Annotated in this window: 14 protein-coding genes; 12 read left to right on the top strand and 2 right to left on the bottom strand. The window is 67.2% G+C overall.

The genetic code is table 11. The features are described 5' to 3' along the window. Positions 1 to 112 precede the first annotated feature (112 nt). The 3 genes from ACZK29_RS21510 (at position 113) to xth (ending at position 4344) form a co-directional block, all read left to right on the top strand. The gene (locus ACZK29_RS21510; RefSeq protein WP_111204323.1) at positions 113 to 1774 is read left to right on the top strand and encodes an MFS transporter; all 1662 of its coding nucleotides are present in this window, start codon (positions 113 to 115) and stop codon (positions 1772 to 1774) included. Between the two features lie 217 nt (positions 1775 to 1991). Further along, positions 1992 to 3401 (top strand): coniferyl aldehyde dehydrogenase, encoded by a 1410-nt coding sequence (locus ACZK29_RS21505; RefSeq protein ID WP_459047206.1) that lies wholly within the window; start codon positions 1992 to 1994, stop codon positions 3399 to 3401. Positions 3402 to 3576: 175 nt separating this feature from the next. Then, complete coding sequence (xth, locus tag ACZK29_RS21500) at positions 3577 to 4344, top strand: exodeoxyribonuclease III (protein WP_459047207.1); 768 nt, start codon at positions 3577 to 3579, stop codon at positions 4342 to 4344. A gap of 81 nt (positions 4345 to 4425) precedes the next feature. Here xth and ACZK29_RS21495 read toward each other — a convergent pair whose 3' ends face one another. Next, a complete protein-coding gene (locus ACZK29_RS21495; RefSeq protein WP_005411656.1) occupies positions 4426 to 4677 on the bottom strand; it encodes a GlsB/YeaQ/YmgE family stress response membrane protein in 252 nt (83 codons plus the stop codon). An 84-nt stretch (positions 4678 to 4761) separates the two neighbouring features. Between ACZK29_RS21495 and ACZK29_RS21490 the strand changes: the two genes are divergently transcribed. The 9 genes from ACZK29_RS21490 to ACZK29_RS21450 all read left to right on the top strand — a co-directional run bounded on the left by ACZK29_RS21490 (position 4762) and on the right by ACZK29_RS21450 (position 13071). Next, complete coding sequence (locus ACZK29_RS21490; RefSeq protein ID WP_111204317.1) at positions 4762 to 5361, top strand: 4'-phosphopantetheinyl transferase family protein; 600 nt, start codon at positions 4762 to 4764, stop codon at positions 5359 to 5361. A gap of 39 nt (positions 5362 to 5400) precedes the next feature. Beyond that, positions 5401 to 6039, top strand: coding sequence for a 16S rRNA (guanine(527)-N(7))-methyltransferase RsmG (gene rsmG, locus ACZK29_RS21485; RefSeq protein WP_010482382.1), 639 nt, complete (start codon positions 5401 to 5403; stop codon positions 6037 to 6039). A gap of 112 nt (positions 6040 to 6151) precedes the next feature. Beyond that, on the top strand, positions 6152 to 6949 hold the full coding sequence (locus ACZK29_RS21480) for a ParA family protein (protein WP_111204316.1): 798 nt from the start codon (positions 6152 to 6154) through the stop codon (positions 6947 to 6949). Continuing rightward, positions 6949 to 7872, top strand: a complete 924-nt coding sequence (locus ACZK29_RS21475) for a ParB/RepB/Spo0J family partition protein (protein WP_019338308.1) — start codon at positions 6949 to 6951, stop codon at positions 7870 to 7872. Before ACZK29_RS21480 ends, ACZK29_RS21475 begins: the two co-directional genes overlap by 1 nt. 126 nt (positions 7873 to 7998) lie before the next feature. Next, positions 7999 to 8730, top strand: a complete 732-nt coding sequence (locus ACZK29_RS21470) for a suppressor of fused domain protein (RefSeq protein ID WP_111204315.1) — start codon at positions 7999 to 8001, stop codon at positions 8728 to 8730. Positions 8731 to 8781: 51 nt separating this feature from the next. Then, positions 8782 to 9747 carry an NAD-dependent epimerase/dehydratase family protein gene (locus ACZK29_RS21465; RefSeq protein WP_478446484.1) on the top strand — a complete coding sequence of 322 codons (966 nt, stop codon included), beginning with the start codon at positions 8782 to 8784 and terminating at the stop codon, positions 9745 to 9747. 90 nt (positions 9748 to 9837) lie between these two features. Beyond that, entirely contained in the window at positions 9838 to 10560 is a 723-nt protein-coding gene (locus ACZK29_RS21460) for a glycosyltransferase family 2 protein (protein WP_111204313.1), read from the top strand. Next, entirely contained in the window at positions 10560 to 10907 is a 348-nt protein-coding gene (locus ACZK29_RS21455) for a lipid-A-disaccharide synthase N-terminal domain-containing protein (protein WP_164146461.1), read from the top strand. The genes ACZK29_RS21460 and ACZK29_RS21455 overlap by 1 nt, the downstream gene beginning before the upstream one ends. Positions 10908 to 11298: 391 nt before the next feature. Then, the gene (locus ACZK29_RS21450; protein ID WP_111204312.1) at positions 11299 to 13071 is read left to right on the top strand and encodes a DUF885 domain-containing protein; all 1773 of its coding nucleotides are present in this window, start codon (positions 11299 to 11301) and stop codon (positions 13069 to 13071) included. Between the two features lie 126 nt (positions 13072 to 13197). On the opposite strand, the gene ACZK29_RS21445 is transcribed toward ACZK29_RS21450, so the two are convergent. After that, entirely contained in the window at positions 13198 to 16407 is a 3210-nt protein-coding gene (locus tag ACZK29_RS21445; RefSeq protein WP_478446483.1) for an efflux RND transporter permease subunit, read from the bottom strand. Positions 16408 to 16417: the final 10 nt, after the last annotated feature.

Raw genomic sequence — 16417 nt, 5'->3', positions numbered from 1 at the left:
TGTGTGCCGGCCAGCGGCCGGCACCTACCCAAAGCGGAGCCGGTCCAGTGACCGGCATCTACCGAGATTGAGTGCCGACCAACGGTCGGCACCTACAGAGGGAAAACGCCCCATGTCCAGCACACCCAGTACCGCACACAAAGCGGGCACCCTGACCAAGGGTCACAAGAAGGTCATCTTCGCCTCGAGCCTCGGCACGGTGTTCGAGTGGTATGACTTCTTCCTGTACGGCTCGCTCGCCGCCATCATCGCCAAGCAGTTCTTCAGCGGCGTCAATGAAACCACGGGCATGATCTTCGCCCTGCTGGCGTTTGCCGCCGGCTTCTTCGTGCGTCCGTTCGGCGCGGCCTTCTTCGGCAGCCTCGGCGACCGCATCGGCCGCAAATACACCTTCCTGGTCACCATCCTGATCATGGGCATCTCGACCTTCCTGGTCGGCGTGCTGCCCAACTACGCCTCGATCGGTTTCGCCGCTCCGGTGATCCTGATCATCCTGCGCCTGGCCCAGGGCCTGGCGATGGGTGGCGAATACGGCGGTGCTGCTACCTACGTGGCCGAGCACGCGCCGGACGACAAGCGCGGCCTGTACACCAGCTTCATCCAGTGCACCGCCACGCTCGGCCTGTTCATGTCGCTGCTGATCATCCTGGCCTGCCGCTACTTCCTGGGTAATGAAGCCTTCGAAGCCTGGGGCTGGCGCATTCCGTTCCTGGTGTCGATCCTGCTGCTGGGCGTGTCCGTGTGGATCCGCCTGCAGCTGAGCGAGTCGCCGCTGTTCCAGCAGATGAAGTCGGAAGGCAAGGGCTCCAAGACCCCGTTCCGTGACAGCCTGAAGGGCGGCAACCTGAAGCTGATGCTGCTGGTCCTGCTCGGCGCCGCGGCCGGCCAGGCCGTGGTCTGGTACGGCGGCCAGTTCTACGCGCTGTTCTTCCTGAGCAGCATGCTGAAGGTCGATGCCACCACCTCCTACCTGCTGATCGCGGCCGCGCTGGCGCTGGGCGTGCCGTTCTTCATCTTCTTCGGCTGGCTGTCCGACCGTATCGGCCGCAAGAAGATCATCCTGGCCGGCTGCCTGCTGGCCGCCGTCACCTACATCCCGATCTTCAAGGGCCTGACCCACTTCGCCAACCCGGCCATCGAAGAAGCACGTGCGTCCTCGCCAGCGCTGGTCGTGGCCGATCCGAACACCTGCTCGTTCCAGTTCGATCCGGTGGGCCTGCGCAAGTTCACCAGCTCCTGCGACGTGGCCACCGCCGCGTTGACCAAGGCCGGTGTGCCGTACGACGTGCAGCCCGCCGCCGCCGGTTCGCTGGCGATGGTGAACGTGGGCAGTGCCAGCGTCACCTCGTATGAGGCCGCTGGCCTGACCAAGGAAGAAGGCAAGGCCAAGGCCGATGCATTCGGTGCGGAACTGAAGACCGCCCTGACCACCGCCGGCTACCCGGCCAAGGCCGATGGCGCCCGCATCAACATCGCCGGCACCATCTTCATGCTGTGGCTGCTGGTGCTGTACGTGACCATGGTCTACGGCCCGATTGCCGCTTACCTGGTCGAACTGTTCCCGACCCGCATCCGCTACACCTCGATGTCGCTGCCGTACCACATCGGCAACGGCTGGTTCGGTGGCTTCCTGCCGGCGATCTCGTTCGCGCTGGTGGCCGGTACCGGCAACCTGTACTACGGCCTGTGGTACCCCATCATCATTGCGCTGATGTCGGTGGTGATCGGCGGCCTGTTCCTGCGCGAGACCAAGGACGTGGATATCACCAAGTAGGAATGATGTTCATCGGATGAAGGAGAGGCCGTGGTGCAGACCACGGCCTTTCTGTTCGAGGGAATGGGGGAATTGAGGCGGGGTAGAGTCGACTGTCAGTCGACTATCGCGCGCAGCGCGGGGTTTCCAGATGTCCCGCCAAGGGCAGTCGACTGACAGTCGACTCTACCAAGTCGGCTCTACCGTTACATGGCTCGGCACCCCGTATAGTCGGCCCATGACCACCACCACGCCGGCAGACCTCCCCGCCATCCTGCACACCCTGCGCAGCGCCTGGCAGTCGCAGCGCCCCACGCTGGACCAGCGCGAGAATGACCTGCGCCGCCTGCGCGAAGCGCTGAAGCCACGCCTGGACGAAATGGCCCAGGCCATCGCCGAAGACTTCGGCCACCGCGCCCACGTCGAATCGAAGCTGGCCGATGGCATGAGCGTGCTGTCGGCCATCGACCACCTGCGCCGCCATCTGCGGCGCTGGTCGAAGCCGCAGCGGCTCGGTGCAGGCTGGAAACTGTGGCCGGCGCGCGCGCAGCTGCGGCCGACGCCGCTGGGTGTGATCGGGGTGATCTCGCCATGGAACTATCCGGTCACCCTTGCCCTGGTGCCGTTGGCCACCGCGATTGCTGCCGGCAACCACGTGCTGCTGAAGCCGTCCGAACACACGCCGCGCACCAGTGCGTTCCTGGCCGATCTGCTGGCCAGCGTGTTCCCGCCCGATCGGGTGGCGGTGGTGCAGGGCGGGGCGGACGTGGCCGCGGCGGTATCCTCGCTGCCGCTGGACCATCTGCTGTTCACCGGCTCGACGGCCGTTGGCCGCAAGGTGATGGCCGCCGCCGCCGAGCATCTGGTGCCGGTCACGCTGGAACTGGGTGGCAAGTCGCCGGCCATCGTCTGCCGAGATTTCCCGCTGGACAAGGCCGCCGCGCGGCTGGCCACCGGCAAGTGGTTCAACGCCGGCCAGACCTGCATCGCGCCGGATTACGTGCTGATCGATACCGCGCGCCAGCGCGAGTTCGTGCAGGCGCTGCAGCAGCAGGTGCGCGAACGCTATGGCGATTTCAGCGATGCCGGCGACTACACCCGCATCATCAACGACGGCCAGTACCGGCGCCTGCAGGGCTATCTGGCGCAGGCGCGCGAACGCGGCGTGCCGGTCATTCCGCTGGCGCAGGTGGATGAGGCACGTGCCGACCGCGAGCGCCTGCTGGTGCCGACCGTGGTGCTGGACCCGCCGGACGACCTGCACCTGATGCGCGAGGAGATCTTCGGCCCGATCCTGCCGGTGCGGGCCTACCCGGACCTGGAGGCGGCGCTGGCCGACGTGCTGTCCCGCGACAGGCCGCTGGCGCTGTATCCCTTCAGCCACGACACGGCGACGGTGGAGCGCATCCTCGGCCAGGTGGTGGCGGGCGGGGTGACGGTGAACGACACGCTGCTGCACTTCGCCGCAGATGGCCTGCCGTTTGGCGGGGTGGGCGCCAGCGGCATGGGTGCCTACCACGGCCGCGCCGGGTTCGATGCCATGAGCAAGCGCCTGCCGGTGCTCTGGCAGTCGCGCTGGGCGGCCAGCGATCGGCTGCGGCCGCCGTATTCGAAGATTGCGGGGTTGTTGAAGCTGCTGCTGCGGTGAACCCAGGCAGGGCGTGGCTCTGCTGAATCAGGGCCCGGCCCGATTCTTCTGTAGAGCCGAGCCCACGCTCGGCTGCTCCTGGCTGGGTGCCCGATCAACGCAGCCGAGCGTGGGCTCGGCTCTACACGGGAATCCGGCCCGAGCCCCATCCCGGCCACCCGGGTAGAATGCCCGCATGAAGATCGCCTCGTGGAACGTCAATTCGCTCAATGTCCGCCTGCCGCACCTGGAGCAGTGGCTCAAGGAGTTCGGCCCGGACATCGTCGGTATCCAGGAAACCAAGCTGGAGGACCACAAGTTCCCCGATTCGGCGCTGATCGCCGCGGGTTACCGCAGCGTGTTCGCCGGCCAGAAGACCTACAACGGCGTGGCGCTGCTGTCGCGTGAGCCGGCGCAGGACGTGCAGATCGGCATTCCCGGCTTCGAGGACGAGCAGAAGCGCGTCATCGCCGGTACCTTCGGCGACCTGCGGGTAATCAACCTGTACGTGGTCAATGGCCAGGACATCGGCACCGACAAGTACGACTACAAGCTGCGCTGGCTCGAGGCGGTGCATGCCTGGATCGCCGAAGAACTGCAGCGGCATCCGAAGCTGATCGTGATGGGCGACTTCAACATCGCCCCGGACGCGCGCGACGTGCACGACCCGGAGGTGTGGAACGACAACCACATCCTTACTTCCACCGCCGAGCGCGGCGCGCTCAACAAGCTGCTGCAGCTGGGGCTGCACGATGGCTTCCGCCTGCACAACGACGAGGCGGGTACCTTCAGCTGGTGGGATTACCGCGCCGCCGGATTCCGTCGCAACCTGGGCCTGCGCATCGACCTGACCCTGGTCTCCGATGCGCTGAAGAGCGGTGCGGTGGCTTCGGGTATCGACCGCGAGCCGCGTACCTGGGAACGCCCGAGCGACCATGCGCCGGCGTGGGTGCAGTTGGGCTGAGTTGAGGTAGCGCCGGGCCATGCCCGGCGAGCGCAGCGGCGGCAGAGAGACGCCGGGCACGGCCCGGCGCTACCCCTCAGATCACCGTATGCTCTTGCGGGTGAACAGGTTGACGATCGCCAGCAGGATCACCGCACCGATCAGCGAGAACAGGAAGGTGCGGATGGTGATCGCTTCGTTGATGCCGCCGCCGAACAGCCAGCCGGAAATCAGCGCGCCGACGATGCCGACCACGATGTTGAGGATGATGCCCTGCTGGGCATCGCGCTTCATGATGATGCTGGCCAGCCAGCCTACGATGCCGCCGACGATCAGCCAGATGATGATGCCCATGATCGAACCTCCGGTGGGGAACTGTGACCAGTTGACGCGCAGGCCTGTGAACCCGTCGTGCAATCGTGTGATGGGCGCGTGCGGATGAGCCTGCCAGCCACCCTTGAGGGCCCGTGGCGTTTCGGCCCGGTGACGGTCTGGCGGCGCCCGCACGTGCCCGGCCATCGCGGCGAACCGCAGGCCCGGCAGGTGCTGGCACAGGCGTTGGGCGCCGACCCCGACACGCTGCCGCTGGTCCGCGACGACAAGGGCCGGCCGGAGCTGAGCGGCGCGCTGGCCCACTACGGCACTGGCTGGAGCCACAGCGGCGAGGTGTTGCTGGTGGCGCTGGGCGAGGGTGTGCGGCTGGGCGTCGACCTGGAACTGCTGCGGCCGCGGGCCCGCCTGCTGGAGATCGTGCAGCGCTTCTTCCACCCCGAGGAGGTGGCCTGGCTGGAAAGTCTGGACCAGGCCGACCGCGAACACTGGTTCTTCCGCGTGTGGTGCGCCAAGGAAGCGATGCTGAAGGCGCACGGCCAGGGTATCTCGTTCGGCCTGCACCGCCTGCAGCTGGCACCCGGGGCCGATGGCGCCCTGCACCTGCGCTGGTGCGACCCGGAACTGGGCGAGGCCGCGCGCTGGCACCTGCACGAATGGCAGGCCACCGGCCAGTTCCGTGCGGCATTGGCCTGGTATCCGCACTGAAGCGGGGAATCAGCGCGCAAAACCGGCGATAATGCCGGCATGAGCGAACACCCACTTCCCGCCAGCGTGGCCGCCACGCTGGAACAGGGCCTGGCCAGCATGGGCCTGGACGCCGCGCTGGCGCCGCCGCTGCTGCGCTACCTGGCCCTGCTGCACCGCTGGAACGGCACCTACAACCTCACCGCCATCCGCGACCCGCAGGAGATGGTCACCCGCCACCTGCTCGACTCGCTGGCGATGCAGCCGTTCGTGGCCGATGGCAGTCTGGCTGATCTCGGCACCGGCCCCGGGCTGCCCGGCATCCCGCTGGCGATCGCCTGCCCGGGCCTGCAGGTCACCCTGGTCGAGAGCAACGGCAAGAAGGCGCGCTTCATGCGCGAGGCCGTGCGCCAGCTCGGCCTGGACAATGCCCGCGTGGCCGAATCGCGCGCCGAGGCGCTGGACGAGGCCGGCCGCTACGACCAGCTGACCGCGCGCGCGATGGATACCCTGGCCGGCATCGTCCGCGTCGGTGGCCACCTGCTGCGCCCCGGCGGCGTGCTGCTGGCCATGAAGGGCGTCTACCCGCATGAGGAGATCGCGGACCTGCCGGCTGGCTGGAAGGTGCGTGAAGTGACCCCGCTGAGCGTGCCTGGCCTGGCCGGCGAACGCCACCTGGTCACTGTTACAGGTCCCTGATTCCCGCCGCCAGCCCTTTGTGGAACAACGGGTTGGCGATTCACGATTTCCGCAAGGGGCCGGTTGTACGCATAATGACCGGTCCCAGCACACGTCGACGAGGCACACCCGCATGGCCCGCATCATCGCCATCGCCAACCAGAAGGGTGGCGTCGGCAAGACCACGACCGCCGTCAACCTGGCCGCTTCCCTGGCCAACGCACCCAAGCGCGTGCTGCTGGTCGACCTGGATTCGCAGGGCAACGCGACCATGGGCAGTGGCGTGGACAAGCGTGAGCTGGCCGCCTCCACCTACGATCTGCTGCTGGGCGAGTCCAGCGCCGCCGATGTGCGCGTGGAGACCGCCGAAGGCTACGACCTGCTGCCCGGCAACATCGACCTGACCGCCGCCGAGATCCAGCTGATGGCGCAGAGCGAGCGCGAGCAGCGGCTGAAGCGCGCGCTGGCACCGATCCGCGACGAGTACGACTACATCCTGATCGACTGCCCGCCGGCGCTGTCGCTGCTGACGCTCAACGCGCTGGCCGCCGCCGACTCGGTGATCGTGCCGATGCAGTGCGAGTACTACGCACTGGAAGGCCTGAGCGCGCTGGTGGAAACCATCGAAGCGCTGCGTGCCGACCTCAATCCGGCGCTGGAGATCGAAGGCGTGCTGCGCACCATGTTCGATGTGCGCAACAACCTGGCCAACGCGGTCTCGGCCGAGCTGACCGAACACTTCGGCGACCGCGTGTTCCGCACCATCGTGCCGCGCAACGTGCGCCTGGCCGAGGCGCCCAGCCATGGCCAGAGCATCGTCGGCTACGACCGTGCCTCGCGCGGTGGGGTGGCATACCTGGGCCTGGCCGGCGAGATCATCCGCCGCAACAACGAACGCAACAAGGCCACCAAGGCCGTGGAGACCGTCTGATGACCAGCAGCAAGCCGGCAGCCAAGAAGCGAGGCCTCGGCCGTGGTCTGGATGCGCTGCTGGGCCCGAAGGGGGCGGTCAGCCAGGTGCAGGCCACCACCGCGGTGATCGAGCCGCTGCCGGGCGAAGTGCTGCGCAAGCTGGCCGTGGGCCAGCTGCAGCCGGGCAAGTACCAGCCGCGCCGCGAGATGGACGAGGGCAAGCTCTCCGAGCTGGCCGACTCGATCAAGTCGCAGGGCGTGATCCAGCCGATCCTGGTGCGCCAGCTGCCGGCAGGCAACTACGAAATCGTCGCCGGTGAGCGCCGTTGGCGCGCCTCGCAGCTGGCCGGCCTGGACGAAGTGCCGGTGGTGGTGCGCGAGCTGGAAGACCGCACCGTCATCGCGATGGCGCTGATCGAGAACATCCAGCGCGAAGACCTCAACCCGCTGGAAGAAGCCGAGGCGCTGCAGCGCCTGATCAGCGAATTCACCCTGACCCATGCCGAGGCCGCCGAGGCCGTCGGCCGCTCGCGCGCGGCGGTGTCCAACCTGTTGCGCCTGCTGGAGCTGCCGGTGGCGATCCGCCTGCTGCTGGAAACCCGCCGCCTGGAAATGGGCCACGCCCGCGCGCTGCTGACCCTGGCCCCCGAGCTGGCCGGCAAACTGGCGCAGGAAGCGGCCGATGAAGGCTGGTCGGTGCGCGAGGTCGAGCGCCGTGCGCAGGCCTTCGCCGCCGGCAAGGTGCCGAGCAACCGCCCGGTCGCCACGCCGAAGGTGCAGCAGGCCGACATCGCCTCGCTGGAAACCGAACTGTCCGAAGCGCTGGGTGCCAAGGTGGCGATCAGCCACGGCCGCGGCGGCAAGGGCAAGCTGATCATCCACTACACCGACCTGGATACCCTGGACGGCGTGCTGGAAAAGCTGCGTACGCGCCAGGGCTGAGCCCGGCGCAGTGACAGGGGGCGCGGCCCGTTCCTGCCGTGCCCCGCGAATGACAGGGAACGTACCGCCGCGCGCGCCGTGGGATGTACTGCCTTCCGGCCCGTGGCCTCATCCAGGGAGCAGGACATGAGCAACGCATTCGACGACGTCAGCCCGGGCGGCAGCCCGATCATGGTGCACAGCCGCCAGAAGGACTTCACCCCGCCGCAGGGCGAAGAACACATCGAGGCGATCGGCGCGCACATCGAGCGCCATCTGGGTCCGGTGTCCGGTGTCTTCCACGAGATCATCTCCGACCTGGTGCACATCGACGTGCACGTGGTGCCGGCCAATGACCAGTTCCCGTACCTGCGCCTGGTCACCTCCGGCATGAGCGACCTGCCGATGACCGTGCCCGCCGAGGTGGACGCGGACGTGCCGCGCTACATGGAGCTGATGGTGACCCTGCCGGCCGACTGGCCGATCACGCAGGACGCCTTCGAGGACGAACGCAACTACTGGCCGGTGCGCCTGCTGAAGGGCATGGCGCGGCTGCCGCATGAGTACGACACCTGGCTGGGCTTCGGCCACACCATTCCCAACGGCCATCCCAGCGAGCCCTACGCGCCGGGGGTGGGCTTCGACGGTGCCATCGTGCTGCCACCGGTGACTGCCCCGGAAGAATTCGCCACGCTGGAACTGGACGACGGCAAGACCATCAGCTTCATGACCCTGGTTCCGCTGTATCCGGAAGAGATGGATCTGAAGCTGAAGAAGGGCGCCGAGGCGCTGCTCGACCGCTTCGATGCGAAGAAGATCCAGGACGTGATCGAACCCGGCCGCGCCAATGTGGCCAAGAAGCGTTTCGGGTTGTTCTGAGCCCGCAGCGTATCCTCTGCACCAGTACTCATTGATTTCCAGGCAACTGCAATGACCATCCTGCTCACCGGCGCTGCCGGCTTCATCGGTGCCTATACCGCCCGCGCGCTGCTGGAGGCGGGCCAGCCGGTGGTCGGCCTGGACAACTTCAACGACTACTACGACCCGCAGATCAAGCGCGACCGCGTGGCCGCACTGTGCCCGGCGCTGGACCTGCGCACCCTCGACCTGACCGACCGCGAGGGCCTGGCCGCGCTGTTCGACGAAGTGAAGCCGGTGGCGGTGATCCATCTGGCTGCTCAGGCCGGCGTGCGCTATTCGCTGGAAAACCCGCAGGCCTACGTCGACAGCAACCTGGTCGGCTTCGTCAACATGCTCGAGCTGTGTCGCCACCGTGGCGTGCAACACCTGGTGTATGCCTCCAGCAGTTCGGTCTACGGCGATTCGGCCACGCCGCCGTTCTCCGAGGACCAGCGCGTGGACCAGCCGCGCTCGCTGTACGCGGCGACCAAGGCGGCCAACGAGCTGATGGCCTACACCTACGCGCAGCTTTACGGCCTGCATGCCACCGGCCTGCGCTTCTTCACCGTGTATGGCCCGTGGGGCCGGCCGGACATGGCACCGCTGCTGTTCGCGCGCGCGGTGCTGGCCGGGCGGCCGATCGACGTGTTCAACGAAGGCCGCATGCAGCGCGACTTCACACATGTTTCCGACATTGTGTCGGGTATCCTCGGCGCCCTCGCGCATCCGGCCGACGGTCCGGTGCCGCACCGGGTGTTCAACCTCGGCAACCATACGCCGGTCGAGCTGGAGCGCTTCATCAGCGTGATCGAGCAGGCCGCCGGCCGCCCCGCGCAGAAGGTCTACAAGCCCATGCAGCCCGGCGACATGGTGCGCACGATGGCCGATACCCGGCGCGCGCACGACGCCTTCGGCTTCGATGCGGTGACCCCGATCGAACAAGGCCTGCCGCCTGTGGTGCAGTGGTGCCGCGAGTATTTTGGCGATCGCGCCTGAGGATGGATCCTCACGCCACGGGGTTCATCTTCGGATAACCTCGGTTTCGGAGAATGCGCGGTCTTTGTCCCCCCTTTGGCCGAGTGCCTTATGAGCCAACCCGAGCTTTCCGTTGTCGTCCCGGTATTCAACGAGCGCGACAATGTCGCCCCGCTGGTCGCCGAAATCACCGCTGCGCTGCGTGGCCGGCTGCCGTTCGAGATCGTCTACATCGACGATCACTCGCGCGATGACACCCTGGCGGTGCTGCAGGGGCTGAAGGCGACCACGCCGGAACTGCGGGTGCTGCACCACGTGAACCAGAGCGGGCAGAGCACCGCCGTGCGCACCGGCGTCAAGCACGCACGGGCGCCCTGGATCGCCACCCTCGATGGTGACGGCCAGAACGATCCGGCCGATATTCCCAAACTGCTGGCCGCGCGCGATGCCGCCGAGGTGCAGGTGAAGCTGTTCGCCGGCTGGCGCGTCAACCGCCAGGACAGTGGCAGCAAGCGCTGGGCCAGCCGCTGGGCCAACGCCATCCGCGCGCGCATGCTGCGCGACGACACCCCCGATACCGGCTGCGGCATCAAGCTGTTCGAGCGCAGCGCGTTCCTCGACCTGCCGTACTTCGACCACATGCACCGCTACCTGCCGGCGCTGATGCAGCGCGCTGGCTGGAAGACCACCAGCGTGCCGGTCAACCACCGCCACCGTACCGCCGGCGTGTCCAAGTACAACAACCTCGGCCGCGCGCTGGTCGGTATCCGTGACCTGCGTGGCGTGGCCTGGCTGATCACCCGCAGCAAGCGCACCGCGGTGGAGGAGCGTTGATGGATCTGGAGCTGCATTGGCTCGACCAGCCGCTGACCTGGCTGTACTGGACCGGCCTGCACGTGACCGGCTGGAAGCTGATCGGCTATACCGGCGCGCTGATGTTCGGCGGCCGCTGGCTGGTCCAGTTCGTCGCCTCAAAGCGCGCCGGCAAGCCGGTGATCCCGCGCCTGTTCTGGTACATGAGCGTGCTCGGCAGCCTGATGACGCTGAGCTATTTCCTGTTCTCGGCCAAGCAGGACTCGGTAGGCGTGCTGCAGAACCTGTTCCCGGCGTTCACCGCGCTGTACAGCCTGCACCTGGACATCAAGCACCGTGGCTGGAAGCGCGACAGGGCCAGCCACTGAGGCTGCGCCGGGATGCGGTCTGCCGTAGGTAGAGTCGACTGTCAGTCGACTTTCGCGCGGAGCGCGGGCTTTGCTACGTCTGGCGGAAGAGCAGCCGACTAACAGTCGGCTCTACTCGGTCAGCTCTACCACGCGCCCTCGGCATTGGGGCCCCGGCCCTGCCTGCTGTGGGTAGAGTCGACTGTCAGTCGACTTTCGCGCGAAGCGCGGGCTTTGCCACGTCTGGCCGGAGAGCAGCCGACTAACAGTAGGCTCTACCCAGTCGGCTCTACCACGCGCCTTCGGCGCTGGGGTCCCGGCCCTGCCTGCGTTGCAGGCAGGACCTTCGTCCCATGCCACGGGCGGTGGGGGGTGCCATCATCGGGGTCTGCCTTCCCGGGAACCTGTGCTCGTGAAAACCCGTCTTGCCGTTGCCTTGCTGATCGCCCTGTCCGCCCCCGCCGTGGCCCTGGCCGTGCCCCCCGCCGCCGCCGCGCCGGCCAGCGTCGCTACCGAATCGCCTGCCGATGCTGCCTTCCGCGCGCTGTACGAGAAGGAATGGAAGTGGCGCCAGCAAGGCGGCGGCGAGGCCAGCGAGGACGAAGACGCTCCGGCCAATGCCACCCGCATGCCCGACGTCGGCCCGGTCGCGCAGCAGGCGCGCCTGAAGGTCTGGGACGAGACCCTGGCCGCATTGAAGAAGATCGACCCGAAGACCCTGTCGCCCGACAACCAGGTCAACTACGCGATCTACCACGACCAGGTGTTCAACCTGGCCGAGGAAGTGCGCCTGCGCGGCTATGAGATGCCGTTCAACGCCGACTCCTCGTTCTGGTCCAACCTGTCCTTCATGGCGCGGCGCGAGATGAAGACCGCGCAGGATTACCAGAACTACATCGCGCGCCTGAATGACGTGCCGCGCTACTTCGGTCAGCAGACCGAGAACATGCGCGCCGGCCTGAAGCGTGGCTTCAGCGTGCCGCGTGCGGTGCTCGATGGCCGCGAGGTGTCCATCGCCACTGTCGCCGAACTGAAGGACCCGACCGAATCGCCGCTGTACGCGCCGTTCAAGAAGCTGCCCAACACTGTTCCGGCCGCCGAACAGGCCAAGCTGCAGGCGCAGGCGCGCGCGGCGATCAGCGGCAAGGTGGTGCCGGCGTTCCAGCAGCTGCGCACCTTCTTCGTCAACGAATACGTGCCGCAGGCGCGCACCACCCTGGCCGCCGAAGCGATGCCCGATGGCAAGGCGTACTACAAGCAGCAGATCCACGAATACACCACGCTGGACCTGTCGCCGGAGGAGATCCACCGCATCGGCCTGGAGGAAGTCGCACGCATCCAGGGCGAGATGAACGACATCATCAAGCAGGTGAAGTTCAAGGGCAGCTTCGCCGAGTTCCTGACCTTCCTGCGTACCGATCCACAGTTCTATGCCAAGACGCCGGAAGAGCTGCTGTCGCGTGCTGCGTGGATCTCCAAGCGCGCCGATGGCCAGCTGGGCAAGTACATGACGCTGCCGCGCGCGCGCTTCACCATCGTGCCGGTACCGCCGGATATCGCGCCGTTCTGGACTGCCGGCCGTGGTGGCATGGGCACCTACTGGCTCAATACCTACAACCTGCCATCGCGCCCGCTGTACAACCTGCCGGCGCTGACCCTGCATGAATCCGATCCGGGCCACGCGCTGCAGGGCGCCATCGCCGCCGAGCAGAAGAACCTGCCCGAGTTCCGCCGCAACGCCTACATCTCCGCCTATGGCGAAGGCTGGGCGCTGTACTGCGAGAAGCTGGGCGTGGAAATGGGCATCTACGAAACCCCGTACGAGGATTTCGGGCGCCTGACCTACGAAATGTGGCGTGCGGCGCGCCTGGTGATCGACACCGGCGTGCACAGCAAGGGCTGGACCCGCGAGCAGGCGCTGGCCTACCTGCGCGACCACACCGCGCTGAGCGAGCATGAAGTGACCACCGAAGTGGATCGCTACATCTCCTGGCCGGGCCAGGCGCTGAGCTACAAGCTGGGCGAGATCGCCATCGTGCGCCTGCGTGCGCAGGCCGAGAAGGAACTGGGCGACAAGTTCGACATCAAGGGTTTCCACGACACCCTGCTGAAGCAGGGTTCGGTGCCGCTGCCGGTGCTGGAACAGCAGATCCAGGCGTACATCGCCGAGCGCAAGAAGGCCTGATCACACCAGGGTAGTGCCGGCCGCTGGCCGGCAACCTGCACGCACCGCAATCGTTCGACATTGCCGGCCAGCGGCCGGCACTACCGAAAAACGGGGTCGGATCACAGCATCCGACCCCGCCGCCTTTCACCCCACCGCCCGCGGCTTGGCCACGCGCGCGGCAAACGTCGGCAGCACCAGCAGGGTCAGCACGGTGGCGGTGATCAGGCCACCGATCACCACCGTCGCCAGCGGCTTCTGCACCTCCGCGCCGGAACCGCTGGCAATCGCCATCGGAATGAAGCCGACGATCGCCACCAGCGCCGTGGTCAGCACCGCGCGGATGCGGCTGGAGGCACCGTTGATCGCCGCCTGCAGCGGCAGGTCGCCGGTATCCAGGCGTTCGCGGATCGCCTGCATCAACACCAGGCCGTTCAACGTGGCCACGCCGGAGACGGCGATGAAGCCGACCGCCGCCGATACCGAGAACGGCATGCCACGCAGCAGCAGGGCGAGGATGCCGCCGACCAGCGCCAACGGCACGCAGCTGAACACCAGAATGGCTTCCTTGCCGCTGCGCAGCGCCATGAACAGCAGGCTACCGATCAGCAGGAACACCACCGGCACCACCGTCGCCAGCCGCTTCTCCGCGCGCTGCAGGTTCTCGAACTGGCCACCCCAGGTCAGGTAGGCACCCGGTGGCAGCGCCACATCGGCGACGGCGGCCTGCGCCTCGCCGACGAAGCCACCCAGGTCGCGACCGCGCACGTTGGCCTGCACCACCACGCGGCGGCTGCCGTTGTTGCGGCTGATCTGGTTCGGCCCTTCGCTCACCGTGATACGCGCAACCGACGACAGCGGAATCACCAGCCCCGACGGCGTGGCGATCGGCAGTGACGCGAGCTGGTCCGGATCGTTGCGCGAGGCATCGTCCAGGCGCACCACCACGTTGAAGCGGCGATCACCTTCGAAGATCTTGCCGGCCGCAGTACCGCCAATGCCGGTGGACAGCGCATCACTCACGTCCGCGGCGGTCAGCCCGTACTGCGCCGCCGCCACGTGGTCGATCGCCACGTTCAGCGTGGGCAGGCCGGAAATCTGTTCCACCCGCACATCGGCGGCGCCATCCACCGCACGCAGCTTGAGCGCCACCTGGTCGGCCACCTTCTGCAGCTGGCTGAAGTCATCGCCGAAGATCATTACGGCCAGGTCGGTACGCACGCCGGAAATCAGCTCGTTGAAGCGCAGCTCGATTGGCTGGCTGAACTCGAAGCTGTTACCCAGCTGCTGTCCGGCGAGTTTTTCGAAGCGCGCCACCAGTGCGTCCTTGCCCAGCTTCGGATCCGGCCAGTCCTTGCGCGGCTTCAGCACGATCACGCTGTCTGAGATGTTGGTCGGCATCGGATCGATCGCCGCCTCGGCGGTACCGGTACGCGAGAACACGGTTTCCACTTCCGGCTGCTTGGCAATCACCTTTTCCAACGCCAGTTGCATGGCCAGTGACTGCTCCAGCGACGTCGATGGCACGCGCAGGGCCTGCATCGCCACGTTGCCTTCGTCCAGCGTCGGCATGAACTCACGGCCCAGCAGCGAGAACGAGCCGATGCCCACCATCACCATCACCACCGCACCGGCCACCACCGTGCGCGGATGCGCCACGGCCTTGCGGATCACCGGCTCGATGCGCGCACGTAGCACGCGTATCAGCCTGGTCTCGTGCTCGCCGTCGTCCGCATGGGCATCGCCGTCCTTCAGCATCGGCTCGCGCACCAGCAGTGCGGTCATCGCCGGCACGAAGGTGAAAGAGAAGAGGAAGGCACCGACCAGGGCCAGCATGAAGGTCGCCGCCATCGGGTGGAACGTCTTGCCCTCCACGCCTTCCAGGCTGAGGATCGGCGCGAACACCAGCAGGATGATCAGCTGGCCGAACGCCGCCGGGCGCGCCATCTTCAGCGCCGAATCGGCGGCCACGCGCAGGCGCTCCATCGCAGTCAGCGCACGGCCCAGTTCGGCGCGGCGCTGGCCCAGCATCAGCAGGGTCGACTCGACCACGATCACCGCGCCATCCACCAGGATGCCGAAGTCCAGCGCACCCAGGCTCATCAGGTTGCCGCTGATGCCGAAGCGGTTCATGCCGATCACTGCGAACAGGAACGACAGCGGAATCACCAGCGCGGTGATCGTCGCCGCACGCAGATTGCCCAGCAGCAGGAACAGCACCACCACCACCAGCAGCGCGCCCTCGGTGAGGTTCCTGGCCACGGTCTTGATGGTGGAATTGACCAGCACGCTGCGGTCCAGCACCGGCGCGGCCACGATGTCGGCCGGCAGCGACTTGTTCACCTGTTCCAGGCGCGCCGCAGCGGCCTGCGCCACGGTGCGGCTGTTGCCACCGGCAATCATCAGCGCGGTGCCCAACACGGCTTCGTGGCCGTTGCGGCTGGCCGCACCCAGGCGAGGCGCGCGGCTCAGTTCCACCGTGGCCACATCGGCCACGCGTACCACCACGCCATTGCGGGTGGCCACCGGTGCCTGTGCAAGATCGTCGGTGGTCAGTGCCAGGCCATCGGCACGTACCACCAGGCCCTCGCCGGCACGCTGTACGAAGCCGGCACCGGCCTGCACGTTGGAACGCTGCAGCGCGGTGACCAGGTCGGCCAGGCCGAGGCCATGCGCAGCCAGGCGGGCGCTGTCCGGGTGTACACCGTATTCCTTCACATAGCCGCCGACCGTATCGACGCCGGCCAGCCCCGGGCTGGAACGCATCTGCGGCGCGATGATCCAGTCCTGCACGGTACGCAGGTAGGTCGCACGTTCTTCGGGTGTACGCAGCAGGTTGCCTTCCGGCGTGCGGTAGACCTCGCCGGCCTGCCAGCCCGCTTCATCGGGCTTGGCCAGTTTGGCCGGATCGAACGCGGTGAAGTCCACCGTCCACATCAGCACCTCGCCGAGGCCGGTGGTGACCGGCGACAGCATCGGCGACGCACCATCGGGCAGGTCCTCCGATGCCTCGCGCATGCGTTCGGCCACCTGCTGGCGGGCGAAGTAGATGTCGGTCGCATCGGTGAAGATCGCTGTGACCTGCGAGAAGCCATTGCGCGACAGCGAACGCGTGGTGGTCAGGCCGGGAATGCCGGCCAGCGCGGTTTCCAGCGGATAGGTCACCTGCCGCTCGATCTGCTCCGGGGTCAGTGCTGGCGCCACCGTGTTGATCTGCACCTGGCGGTTGGTGATGTCCGGCACCGCGTCGATCGGCAGCTTGCCCAGCTGGAACAGGCCCACCGCAGCAATCAGCGCGGCCAGGAACACTACCAGCCAGCGGTGGCGCACCGCTGTTTCAATGATCAGCTTGAACATGGTCGCCTCC

The organism is Stenotrophomonas sp. 89682_Sma (genome assembly GCF_056481405.1).
The sequence above is the reverse complement of the archived record's forward strand: the minus strand, read 5'-3'. Positions and strand labels throughout refer to the sequence as shown.

Excerpts from the sequence above, each read along its gene's own strand:
- ACZK29_RS21510 (WP_111204323.1), top strand. The coding sequence starts at position 113 with ATGTCCAGCACACCCAGTACCGCACACAAAGCGGGCACCCTGACCAAG.
- ACZK29_RS21505 (WP_459047206.1), top strand. The coding sequence starts at position 1,992 with ATGACCACCACCACGCCGGCAGACCTCCCCGCCATCCTGCACACCCTG.
- xth (WP_459047207.1), top strand. The coding sequence starts at position 3,577 with ATGAAGATCGCCTCGTGGAACGTCAATTCGCTCAATGTCCGCCTGCCG.
- ACZK29_RS21495 (WP_005411656.1), bottom strand. The coding sequence starts at position 4,677 with ATGGGCATCATCATCTGGCTGATCGTCGGCGGCATCGTAGGCTGGCTG.
- ACZK29_RS21490 (WP_111204317.1), top strand. The coding sequence starts at position 4,762 with ATGAGCCTGCCAGCCACCCTTGAGGGCCCGTGGCGTTTCGGCCCGGTG.
- rsmG (WP_010482382.1), top strand. The coding sequence starts at position 5,401 with ATGAGCGAACACCCACTTCCCGCCAGCGTGGCCGCCACGCTGGAACAG.
- ACZK29_RS21480 (WP_111204316.1), top strand. The coding sequence starts at position 6,152 with ATGGCCCGCATCATCGCCATCGCCAACCAGAAGGGTGGCGTCGGCAAG.
- ACZK29_RS21475 (WP_019338308.1), top strand. The coding sequence starts at position 6,949 with ATGACCAGCAGCAAGCCGGCAGCCAAGAAGCGAGGCCTCGGCCGTGGT.
- ACZK29_RS21470 (WP_111204315.1), top strand. The coding sequence starts at position 7,999 with ATGAGCAACGCATTCGACGACGTCAGCCCGGGCGGCAGCCCGATCATG.
- ACZK29_RS21465 (WP_478446484.1), top strand. The coding sequence starts at position 8,782 with ATGACCATCCTGCTCACCGGCGCTGCCGGCTTCATCGGTGCCTATACC.
- ACZK29_RS21460 (WP_111204313.1), top strand. The coding sequence starts at position 9,838 with ATGAGCCAACCCGAGCTTTCCGTTGTCGTCCCGGTATTCAACGAGCGC.
- ACZK29_RS21455 (WP_164146461.1), top strand. The coding sequence starts at position 10,560 with ATGGATCTGGAGCTGCATTGGCTCGACCAGCCGCTGACCTGGCTGTAC.
- ACZK29_RS21445 (WP_478446483.1), bottom strand. The coding sequence starts at position 16,407 with ATGTTCAAGCTGATCATTGAAACAGCGGTGCGCCACCGCTGGCTGGTA.